This window comes from Absiella sp. AM09-50 (assembly GCF_003433845.1).
GTDB lineage: Bacteria > Bacillota_I > Bacilli_A > Erysipelotrichales > Erysipelotrichaceae > Hoskinsella > Hoskinsella hominis.
Window position 1 is genome coordinate 1 of record NZ_QVFI01000032.1, and the last position, 12,051, is coordinate 12,051.

The 12,051-nt window shown below is 32.8% G+C and carries 10 protein-coding genes and 2 pseudogenes; 1 reads left to right on the forward strand and 11 read right to left on the reverse strand.

The annotated features are described in order from the left end of the window. Positions 1-76 precede the first annotated feature (76 nt). The 10 genes and pseudogenes from ptsP to DW114_RS18535 form a co-directional block, all read right to left on the reverse strand. Positions 77-1,777 carry a phosphoenolpyruvate--protein phosphotransferase gene (ptsP, locus tag DW114_RS18495; protein ID WP_117455450.1) on the reverse strand — a complete coding sequence of 567 codons (1,701 nt, stop codon included), beginning with the start codon at positions 1,775-1,777 and terminating at the stop codon, positions 77-79. A gap of 114 nt (positions 1,778-1,891) precedes the next feature. Then, positions 1,892-2,149, reverse strand: a complete 258-nt coding sequence (locus tag DW114_RS18500) for an MG284/MPN403 family protein (RefSeq protein WP_117455452.1) — start codon at positions 2,147-2,149, stop codon at positions 1,892-1,894. A 140-nt stretch (positions 2,150-2,289) separates the two neighbouring features. Beyond that, the gene (locus tag DW114_RS18505; protein ID WP_117455454.1) at positions 2,290-2,484 is read right to left on the reverse strand and encodes a hypothetical protein; all 195 of its coding nucleotides are present in this window, start codon (positions 2,482-2,484) and stop codon (positions 2,290-2,292) included. 1 nt (position 2,485) lies between these two features. Beyond that, positions 2,486-3,187: pseudogene (locus DW114_RS22270) on the reverse strand (ABC transporter ATP-binding protein); the annotation flags it as partial. A gap of 405 nt (positions 3,188-3,592) precedes the next feature. Then, positions 3,593-3,862 (reverse strand): annotated as a pseudogene (locus DW114_RS22275) (ATP-binding cassette domain-containing protein); the annotation flags it as partial. Continuing rightward, positions 3,862-4,848, reverse strand: a complete 987-nt coding sequence (locus DW114_RS18515) for an ABC transporter ATP-binding protein (RefSeq protein WP_117455458.1) — start codon at positions 4,846-4,848, stop codon at positions 3,862-3,864. The pseudogene DW114_RS22275 and the gene DW114_RS18515, both read right to left, overlap by 1 nt. Positions 4,849-4,856: 8 nt before the next feature. Next, entirely contained in the window at positions 4,857-6,710 is a 1,854-nt protein-coding gene (locus DW114_RS18520) for an ABC transporter permease subunit (protein ID WP_117455460.1), read from the reverse strand. 12 nt (positions 6,711-6,722) lie between these two features. Next, entirely contained in the window at positions 6,723-7,679 is a 957-nt protein-coding gene (locus DW114_RS18525; protein WP_117455462.1) for an ABC transporter permease, read from the reverse strand. Positions 7,680-7,770: 91 nt separating this feature from the next. Next, the gene (locus DW114_RS18530) at positions 7,771-9,591 is read right to left on the reverse strand and encodes an ABC transporter substrate-binding protein (protein ID WP_117455463.1); all 1,821 of its coding nucleotides are present in this window, start codon (positions 9,589-9,591) and stop codon (positions 7,771-7,773) included. Positions 9,592-9,907: 316 nt separating this feature from the next. Beyond that, positions 9,908-10,249, reverse strand: a complete 342-nt coding sequence (locus DW114_RS18535; RefSeq protein ID WP_117455465.1) for a hypothetical protein — start codon at positions 10,247-10,249, stop codon at positions 9,908-9,910. A gap of 116 nt (positions 10,250-10,365) precedes the next feature. Here DW114_RS18535 and DW114_RS18540 point away from each other — a divergent pair, with 116 nt between their 5' ends. Beyond that, complete coding sequence (locus DW114_RS18540) at positions 10,366-10,851, forward strand: VOC family protein (protein ID WP_117455467.1); 486 nt, start codon at positions 10,366-10,368, stop codon at positions 10,849-10,851. Between the two features lie 27 nt (positions 10,852-10,878). Here the strand turns inward: DW114_RS18540 and DW114_RS18545 are convergent, their stop codons facing one another. Next, entirely contained in the window at positions 10,879-12,006 is a 1,128-nt protein-coding gene (locus tag DW114_RS18545) for a metalloregulator ArsR/SmtB family transcription factor (RefSeq protein WP_117455469.1), read from the reverse strand. Between the last annotated feature and the right edge of the window lie 45 nt (positions 12,007-12,051).

The window sequence follows — 12,051 nt, forward strand, 5'->3', positions numbered from 1 at the left end:
ATCTTCTTTATACGGTCTTTTATCATGCACAAAAAAAGCCATAGCATTACGCTATAGCTTTTATATATAATATTTTTTAGTCTACTGCTTTTTTAACAAGGTCTAATACTTCTTCTGCTGTAGCTAATTTCAATGCTTCTTCAGCAAGTTTTGCGGCTTCATTCTTATCTAAGCTTGTGACCATCTTACGTGCTTTCAGGATCTGAGTAGCTGACATTGAGAATTCATCTAATCCCATACCTAATAACAATGGTACTGCATATGGTTCACCAGCCATGGCACCACACATACCAGCCCATTTACCTTCTTTGTGAGCACCATCGATTGTCATTTTGATCAAACGAAGTACAGATGGGTTATATGGCTGATACAAGTAAGAAACATGTTCACTCATACGGTCAGCTGCCATAGAGTACTGAATCAAGTCATTTGTACCAATTGAGAAGAAGTCTGCTTCTTTTGCAAAGTTATCTGCATTTACAGCTGCTGCAGGAATTTCTACCATCATACCAACTTCGATGTTATCAGCTACCTGAACACCTTCTTCAATCAGTTTAGCTTTTTCTTCATTGAAGATTGCTTTTGCATCACGGAATTCTTTTACAGTCGCAATCATTGGGAACATGATACATAATCTACCATAAACACTAGCACGAATTAATGCACGCAACTGTGTACGGAAGATATCTGTACGATCTAAACATAAACGAATTGCACGATATCCTAAGAATGGGTTCATTTCTTCTGGGAATGTGAAGTAAGAAAGTTTCTTATCCCCACCGATATCTAATGTACGAACAACAACTCTGCGTCCCTGCATTCCTTCTAATACGGCTTTATATGCTTCAAACTGTTCATCTTCTGTTGGGAAGTGATCATTGTCCATATACAAGAATTCTGTACGGAACAATCCAACGCCTTCTCCACCATTTTTCAATACGCCTTCAACATCTTTGAATCCACCGATGTTACCAGCTAATTCTACCTGGTGTCCATCTTTTGTAATAGATTTTGCGTTAACCAAAACCTTCAATGCTTCTTTTTCTTCAGCATAAGCTTTTGCTTTTGCTTCATATTTTTTGATTGTTTCTTCATCAGGGTTTACAAATACTTCACCATCTAATGCATCAAGAACTAAAGTATCTCCGTGGTTTACTGCAGATAAAATATCTCCACATCCAACAACTGCTGGAATTTCCAAAGAGTTTGCCATGATTGCTGAGTGACTTGTTTTACCACCAATGCTTGTTGCGAATCCTTTTACATATTCATTCAACTGTGCTGTATCTGATGGAGTTAAATCATAAGCAACGATAATAGAATCTTCGCTGATAGCGCTTAAATCAGGGATTGTTAAGCCCAACAAATTACATTTCAAACGATATGTAACATCCTTGATGTCTGCTGCTCTTTCACGGAAGTAATCATTATCCATTGATTCAAACATAGCGACCATCTGATTAGCAACTGTATCTGCTGCATATTCTGCATTTACTTTGTCGTTTTCGATCATTCCAACGATCTGTGCTGCAAATTCAGGGTCACCTGCCATCATTAAGTGAGCATCAAATACTGCAAGTTCTTCATCAGATAAACGAACAGCTGCTCTCTCTTTTACGCCTTCAATATCTTTTTTAGTTTTTTCCAGCGCTGCATTGAATTTTTCAATTTCTTCTGCAGGGTTTCCTTCTTTTTTAACGATTTCTACTTTTGGAGATTCCAATTTGTAAGCTTTCGCAATGGAAACACCCGCTGATGCCGCAATACCTTTTAACATAAGTACATCCTCCTCTTGCTATAAAATACCTATAAAAAAGTATAAAACTTTGGTAAAATCATTTGATTGCATACCCTTACATGACCTTACCTCTATATTAAATGATAACATTTTTCACAAGTATAAGCAATCAAAGAATGCGTTGATTGCGATATTTTTCAATTTGTAATACTTACTTTTTGAATACAGATATTTCCACCAGCCTTCTTCTACAGGGGAAAGATAATCATTTTGCAATATCATAGATAAAACAGAAGGCATTTTTTCCATGATTTCGTCAAAATCTTTACATATTTCTTTATCTTCCCGTTCCATGATTCCTTTGTGATAAATCTTTGCTAAATAATTCATAATACTTTCTCTATTGTTCATAATCATTACCTCGCTACACTTATATATATACGTATTTTTGAGGCAAAAATCCTAAATTATTTTTAGATTTTTAAAATTTTTCATAAAAAAAAACGCAAAACATAGCTATTATCAGCTAAATTTCGCGATTTTAATTTTTATTAACGTAAAAATATTAACCAAACGATTGCAAAGATTACACATAAAATCAATATAACTGGTATCACCAGTGTGACAAATGCCGCAATCATCATCGCAGGGATATCACCTTTTTCTACATCAAGTTTATTCCTTTTATCAGAAAACTTTTCGTTATCCCCATATTTTTCCTTAATCTTTCTACGAGTTGAAAACACGTTATTTACTCCTTAAATGACAAGCAACAAAGTGTTCTGGTTCAATTTCCTGCCATGCAGGTTTTTCCTGACGACAGCGCTCTGTTGCATATTTACAACGTGTATGGAACTTACATCCTTTTGGTGGATTTACAGGACTTGGAATATCCCCTTCCAAAATCTGTAGTTCTTTATTGTTAATATCTGTTGTAGGAATTGCATTTAATAATGCTTCTGTATATGGATGTAAAGGATTTTTGAAGATATCTTCTGCTTTAGCACTTTCCACCATATTACCAAGATACATAACCCCAATTCGATCAGAAATATATTTAACAACACTTAAATCGTGAGAAATAAACATATATGTTAAATTCTGTTCTTCTTTTAAATCCTGTAATAGGTTTAACACCTGTGACTGAATAGATACGTCTAATGCTGATACCGCTTCATCACAGACAATAAACTTTGGATTTAAAGCTAATGCACGGGCGATTCCAATACGCTGTCTTTGTCCACCAGAGAATTGATGAGGATAACGGTGAATGAAATATGGCTCTAATCCACATTTTCCCATAACCTGTAAGATATATTCTTCTAATTCCTTACTACCTTTTTTGAATTTTCCTTGCCCAACAAGAGGTTCAGAAATAATCTGACCAACGGTTAGTCGTGGATTTAATGAAGAATATGGGTCCTGAAAGATGATCTGCAAGTCTTCACGCAATAAACGCATTTCTTCTTTATTTAACTGTGTTAAATCAATACCACCATCCCACAGTTCTTCAGCTTCTGCAAAGCCTTCCATAGCACGTAAATTATTCTTTCTAGCATCTAATTTATTACGTACATCAGCATAAGCTTTTTCTGCTTTGTCAATTTCAGAAGCGTTCGCTTTTTTCTTTTTAAGATCAGCAAGATGACATCCAGCTTTATATTCTTCCATCAATAAACTTGAAGCTGTATTTAAATCAGCATCTAGCATTAATCCGCCAGCAATTCTTGCGACTTTCTGATATAAGTAATCTGCTTTGTCAGCACTTGTGTGATTAGGATCATCAGGTTTTACTTCCGCTTTGGCTTTTTTATAAGTAGATACTAGCTTACTTAAGTTTTTAATATCTTTTGCAACATAATCTGGCTGATATTCATAGATGGTTCTACCATAATAAATCGTATTTCCTCTTGTTTGCGTATATAACTGTAATAATACACGTCCAAGTGTTGATTTACCACATCCAGATTCACCTACCAGCCCATAAGTTTCACCTGCATGAATTGTGATATCAATTCCATCATTTGCTTTTACATACAATTGATTTTTATCAAAAATGCTGCTTTTCTTCACAGGGAAATACTGACGAAGATTATGCAACTTGATCAGCTTTTGTTTCTCCATTATTCTTTCCCTCCTCGTTTTACAGGATAGAAGCAACGAATAGCATGTTTTGCATTAACTGCTGTTAATTGAGGTTCTTCCTGTTTACATCTATCTGTTGCATATTTACAACGAGGTGCAAACTTACATCCTTTTGGCAAATCCAATGGATGAGGTACACTTCCCGGAATCGCATCAAGACGCTTATTTTTATCAGAATTTAATCTTGGAATGGATGTTAATAATCCTTCAGTATATGGATGGATAAACTCACTTTCCATGAAAATATTATCAACAGGAGCAGTTTCTACTACCTGACCACAATACATAACAGCAACATCATCTGCCATCTGATTGATAACACCTAAATCATGTGTAATGAACATGATAGATGTACCAGTTTCTGCTTTTAATTCATTCATTAAACGAAGAATCTGTGCCTGAATTGTAACATCAAGAGCTGTTGTTGGTTCATCTGCAATTAACAATTTTGGTTTACAAGCCAAAGCCATTGCAATCATAACACGCTGTCGCATACCACCTGATAATTGGAATGGATAGGATTTATTTACTTGTTCGGGATTTGCGATTTTAACAGCCTTTAACATCTCAATACTTTTTGCTTCTGCTTCTTTTTTATTTAAATTCTGATGCAACATTAAAACTTCTGATATCTGACGGTTCACCGTAAATACTGGATTTAAAGAAGTCATTGGTTCCTGGAATATCATGGAAATATCATTTCCACGGATATGTGTCATTTCCTTTTCAGACATTTCTGAAATCTTTTTCCCATTAAAATAAATTTCGCCTTCATAAATCTTCTGATTTGATTCAAATAATTTTAAAATACTCATGGCAGTCTGGCTCTTTCCACTACCAGATTCACCTACGACACCTAATGTTCTTCCTTCTTCTATACTTAATGATACACCATTTACAGCTTTGATTAAGCCTCGTTTTGTATCAAAATAAGTATGAAGGTTATTAATCTCTAATAATTTCATAACTTCACCTACTTCTCATTTGCCTTAGGATCAAGAGCATCTCGTAAACCATCACCTATTAAGTTAATAGAGAAGGCAGCAATCATAATACAAACTGCTGGAAGGATCCATCTCCACCAATACATCTGAATAACTTCAGACTGTTGAGCACCATCCAACATATTACCCCAAGAAGGCATTGGAGCCTGTACACCAAATCCAAGGAAAGAAAGTCCTGATTCCGTCAACATATTACTTGCATAGCTTAATGTTACGTTAACAATACATAAATTCAAAACATTTGGAAGAATATGACGAATAATTATTGCATATTCTTTGATACCTAAAGCTCTGGCAGCTAAAACAAAATCTTTTTCTCTTTCTATAAGAATTTGTCCACGTACGATACGAGCTAATGATGGCCAACTTATAAATCCAAGAATTAACATAATCAGGATTAATTTTTCATTACTTCCCATGTTTACCCCAAGGAATGCACTTAAAGTGATAACTAGAGGCATAAAAGGTATTGAAGAGAAAATTTCTGATATACGCATCAACAAGTTGTCAACCCAGCCGCCTTTAAAACCAGCGATCATTCCAACAATCATTCCGATGATTGCTTCTACAATACATGCTAAGAAACCTACTAATAAAGTAACTTTACCACCAGCCATTAAACGAGTTAATAAATCACGTCCAAATTGATCTGTTCCCATGAAATAACCTTTATTACCCCACGCAGTCACGGTTCCATCTTTATTAACTGCATAAGTTTGATAGAAACCACTATACAATTTTTCAGCTACTAAGTTACTAGGCACATTTAATTCATTTAGTGTGTTATCGCCCCATGCATAAACTTTTCCACTTTCTCCTAATGCATACATAGCATTACGATTTGTTGAAACTTGTACAACTTTTTCGTTAATTTCTGGAACATTCATCATGCCTTTGTCTGTAGATCCCCATACATGAATCTTACCTTGATCATCTAATGCTATTCCAGTTCTAAAAGTCATTTTTACATCAACAACATTTACGCTTCCATTCGTTAATTCTTCAGGTACTGCACTGATTTCATTTCCTGTTGTACCAGCGACAGCCACTGTTCCATCATCTAATAATATAACCATATTAAATGAACTACCATTTACTTTTTTAACATGACCGTTTACATTGCTAGGTAAAATATCTAATTTACTAGCTTTAACGTTACCCCAAAGATATAAATTCTTTTCTTTTGTTATGATTCCAGAATAACCTTCACCAGCATAAATATCTTCGATACCTTCGTAACTAGCTAAGCTTCTGATATCAGATGGAATTGTAGCCTGATTAAAGTTGTTAAATCCCCAAGCGAACAATTCACCATTTTTAGTTAAAACCATTGCATGTTTATCACCAACTGCAAGTTTTTCAATTTTCTTATTTTCCACATTTGATGGGATATCTAATACACCAGAAGGATCACTTCCCCATGTATATAATTTACCTGTTTTATCTAATCCAATTGAAAAAGATATACCGTTTCCTATCGTTTCTATACCTTTTTTTTCAAGACCGCTATCTACAGATAAAATTTTACGTCCTGGTTGAATATTTTTTAAAACTGTTTCCGTTTTAGCAGGATCTTTCATCGGCATTACTACACTTCCCAAAAAACAAAATAGCAGAATCAAAACAAAACCCAACATACCAATTCTTGCCAGTTTATCATGTAAGAAGTTTTTCCATACTACTTTTGAAGGTGATGTGATCGCCTCTTCTTCTAACACATTTTTAAAATCCTTTTGTCTTGCCTTTGGAGAAAACAAGCGTTTGAACATAGAAGTAAAGGAATCTTTTAAACGTGAAAAAGTACTTTTTTTATTATCATTCATTTCCTATACCTCCTAATCTAATTTAATACGCGGATCAACGAGCGCATATACAATATCGCAAATAAAATTACTAACCAAATAAATTACAGCATAAAACATATTTAATGCAATTACTAGCATAAAATCTCGCTTGTTAAGTGCAGTAATAAGAACAACTCCAAGACCATCCCAAGCAAAAACCTGCTCAGCAATCATAGATCCTGAGAACAATGTAGAAATTTGTATAATTACTACTGTAACAATTGGAATCAATGCATTTCTAAAAGCATGTGAATAAATAATAACTTTTTCACTTAAACCTTTAGATCTAGCAGTTCTTATATAATCTTCACTTAGCGCCTCTAACATTGCATTTCTAACATAACGTATTGTCCCTGCAAGATTCATAATCGTTAATGTAGCAACAGGCAGAGCTAAATGGTAAATCCAACTACCTATGTCAGATGTATCAATTGGCATTCCACCAGATGGCGCAATTTTAAGAGTAAAAGAAAATATATAAATTAAACATAAAGCTATAAAAAAGCTTGGTACACTCATTCCAATTAACGAGAAAATTTGCCAGAATTGATCTATAAATTTTCCCTTTTTAATTGCAGAACGTATTCCTGCATAAATTGATATCGTTAAAGAAAATAATAAAACAAATACATTCATAATAACTGTATTTTTCATTGGTCTTGCAATTACAGATGATACAGGTTCTTTATATGTAATAGACATTCCTAAATCACCACTTGCGGTATTTTTGACCCAATTAACATATTGAATCGGGATTGGTTTATCAAACCCCATTTTCTTTTTCTGTGCTTCATATACCTCATCATAATACTCTGGTCGTACGGATGGTGAAATAGATAATTTAATAGGATCACCAGGCATTAATTTCATCATAGAAAACAGTAAAACTGAAATTACGAACACAACCGGTATTAAAGATAAGATACGTTTTATACAATATTTAAGCATCTTATTCCTCCTTACCTTTATAACATAACAAGGAAGATAGCAAGATTACCTTACTATCTCCCTAAATTGTTGTTACTTATAAATAAATATTTTATTTCCAACTTAAAGCACTAATCGTCTGATAAATTGACTGGAATGAATTTGGTGCAAATCCTTCTAAGTCCTTATCAGCGAAGCAATAATATGTGTTTGCATATAATGGAGCCATTGGAAGTAATTCGTTATAATACTGTTCATAAGCAATCCATTTTTTCAAGAAGCCATCTCTATCAGTAGCTACAGTGTGACGTAAATCCTGCATTAAAGCATCTAATTTCTTATCAGCAATTCTATAAGCATTAGCTGTAGTATTTACATAATCACTAGAGAATGAAGCATAATATGGATCTGGTGCATCAGAATAATTGCTTCCTAAGTTAAATGTGTGATAAATCTTTTCAGATTCTTTCAATTGAGTATCAAAATAGTAATTCTGCATTAATCCATCAAAGTCTGTTCTAGTTAATGTGAATTTAATACCAACTTTAGGTGCATTTTGAGTTAACATCAATTCTAAGTTATCAGTTACTGCATTGTTTTCAGTTCCTAAATGATTGATCTGTAAAATTTCGCCTTTACTATTGTATCTATAATAGTCTTTTTCTCCCTTAGCAGCTTTTTCAGCATCAAATGGTGTCTTACCATCTTTTTCAAAGCGATAGCTTGACTGATCAAGTTGTTCGTTTGCTTTGTCTAAAGAGAATGCATAGTTATATTTCAAGCTCTTTTCTAAATCAGATTTAGCTTTTGTATATACCCATTGAGCAGTAGAATATTCAGAATTCAATGTAGTACCGTAACCACCAGTTACGTTTTTAACTAATTCATCTTTATCGATGATGAAGTTCAAAGCACGACGTACTTCTGCTTCTTTTGTAGGACCAAAATTACATTTATATGCAAATGTTCCATATCCATTACGATCAAAGTTAACTGATTGTAATTTTTTCTCTTCTAAACCTTTTTGAATCTTATCGCCTTCGATTGCATCATTTAAAATATCAATTTCGCCTTTAATCAAAGTATCCATATCTGTAGATGAGTTGATTTCTTTTAAAACGATATTTTTAATTGAAGGTTTATCCCCTCTTGGATCTCCAGCAAAGTTTTCGTTAATTTCTAATTTAACCTGTCCGTTTTCATAAGAAACGAATTTATATGGGCCACTAGATACACTAGGGTTTTTCATTTCATCAGTTGTCCATTTTGTAACTGCTGCACCCATATCGCCAACAAAAGATACACCATCATCTGAACTTTCTAATTTAGCATCTTTACCAGCAAGTGTTTTCATACTATCTGGACGTACTGCAACGAATGAAGTTTCCCAGAAATATGGAAGTAAAGTTCCATCAATTGTCAATGAGAAAGTTTTATCATCGATTTTCTTTAAACCTTTAAAATTCTTTGATTTTCCATTGTGATAATCTGCGTATCCATACAAATATTCACCAGTTGAGTCCCCATTTTCTTTAAACTCTGGAGAAGCTGCAATCATAATATGGAACAAATAATCATCAGCAGTTACTTCAGATCCATCACTAAATTTCAATCCATCATTCAAAGTGAATGTGTATGTTTTATTAGTAACATCTCCTACTTTTTCTTCTTTTGTGTCTACTTTCTTAATAGCGGTTTCATTTAACTGAAACTCCCCATTACTGTTAACCGCATATGTTTCATAACCATAGATCATATCACGAACGTTTTTGTCATATGCGCTGTTTCCCAAGGCTTCTGAATTCAAGAAAGCTTGGCTAAATTTTTCACTACCTATGATTAATGTACGATCTTCATTACTTGATGATTTGCCACATCCTGTCATAGATACTGCCATTAACCCTACAAGCAGCAGGCTTAACATTTTCTTCATAAAAATTACCCTCCTATCATTCCTGATGTCCCTAATTATAAACTACTTCACACAAAATTACAATAATTTTGATACTTTTTTCTCACAATTTTATTGAAAATTTTTACATCTAATTGAAAGAATGTGCATTTTTAGTGAAAATGTAAGCATTAACTATATATTTCTGGCAAAATTTACAATAAAAAGTCCTTTTTTTAACTTTGTTTACAAAACGTAAACATATCGTAATTCATGAATACGTTTTCATAGTGGTTAAAGTATTAAAAAAGATGGTTATTTTTTCAATATACCATCTAATTTACAGAAACTGTTTTCATCATTTATCGTTTTTATTCTCGTTATTATTCAAATTCACAATGGATACAAGACAAACTAATAATTCATTTACTATCAAAATACCTGCCAAAGCAAAATTTTTAAACGCAATGATACCAATGCCAATCATATATCCCACGGATAAAATCATAATTCTTTTATCGGTTTTTTGAATATCATCTAATGTTCCTATGATCCCTTTGATATCAATTTCTTTTATTTCATAGCTATCGACCAAAATCAAAACAATCCAGAATAGTACAGGCAGTAATTCATAAGTGTATAAAAATACAGGCAAACATAAAATATCAAAAATGCTCATTTTAATAATTTTTTCATTCATATCAGCTCACGCCCTTTTCTTATTTATTATAACGCAGAATACAGGATGAAACATGTCTGATTTTTACAATTTTCAAATTATTTAAAATGTTAATATAAAAGCAAGGAGGCGATATTATGAAATTTTGTGGTTGTTTATATGTTGTAAATGATGCAGAGAAAACCAAAGCGTTTTACAAAGAAGTTTTTGGTCTGCGGGTAATTCAAGATTTTAATGCAAATTTTGTAATGACAGGTGGTATTTCTTTTCAAACAAAGGATAGTTGGAAAGATTTTATTCAAAAAACAAATGATCACATCATTTATAAAGGAAATGATCATGAATTGTATTTTGAAACTGAAGATTTGGATGAATTTGTGAAACTTTTAGATGCTCGTAATGATATTGTATATGTACATGGTATCAAAGAACATGCATGGGGCCAAAGAGGACTTCGCTTTTATGATCCTGATTTTCATATTATTGAAGTTTCTGAACCATTAAGTGCAGTAGTAAAACGTTTTTATGATCAGGGAATGACTTTTGAAGAAATCTCTAAAAAAACGATGTTATCTGTGAAGATGGCACAACGGCTTCATAAAAAAGCTATATCTGATAATTAGTCAGATATAGTCTTTTTCGTATGAATTTCAAAGAAGTTCTTTTGACAAATGCTGTAACAAATCATTGATAAAGGTTTCATTTATATCATAATATAATCTATTTTTTTCTTCACGTATTGTAATGAAATTTGCGCTACTCAATGCTGCCATGTGATGCGAAATAGTTGCTTTAGATAAATTTAACTGTTCACAAATCTCCTGACCATACATTGATTTATGACGTAATAACTTTAATATTTCAAATTTACTATGATCAGATAGTAATTTGAGATTTTGAAGCAATGCTTCTCTTGATAATACATGGTTTTCCCGATGATATGAGTCATCCATCAGTATTCCGATAAAATAAATACAGGAGTCCTGATCTATTTTATTATTTTTTACCCAAGTAATCGCATTTAATTCTGCAATCGATGGCGAAATTATAATTTTTTTATCAATACTTTCTTTATCCATGAATGCATCATCACAAAAACTTTGGATAGAAATCTCTTTGCCTGCTTCCATTTCTTTATCAACTAATGTTTGTAAATATGCTTGAAAATCTATTATGAGGGAAGTATATAGTTGGATTTCTTTTTCCATCATATGAACAGCTGGTTCCAATAAATCAAATAAGGTGCGTAGATATCCTTTAATATCTTGACATATCATCGCCAACTTCCATTTATCGCTATCACTGATATCTTTTTTTTGTTTTAAAAATGTCATAAAATTAACATCTTTATTTTCTATTTCTTCCTGTTCCAGCATATCCTCTTTACAAAATGCAAACAAGAATAATGAATAGCCATATGTATCACATAATGCGTATGCTTGTTTTTTCATATATTCTAGATCTGTACATTGATAATCTATATATGCAGCTGCCAGGGCCTTGGCAATGCTACGTGTTCCCCCTCCTTCACTACTGAAATATAACTGTATCTCTTCCTGTGTAAGATTTACTGATTTACACACTTTTTTTTGTAATGCTTTGGCAGCTTTTATTTTACGATGCAGTTTTCTTTCATCAAATAATTGCTTCGCTGATAAACTCTTATACAATTGTTCATAATCATTTCCATCATACTCTATTTCTTTATGATACGCACGTTCTAAAAATGACAGACTTTCATAAAACAGATTAGGTGAAGCGATGGTTACCTCATTCATTTTTTATATCCTCCTAGTTTAACTTTATTTTTAATCATTCTGATT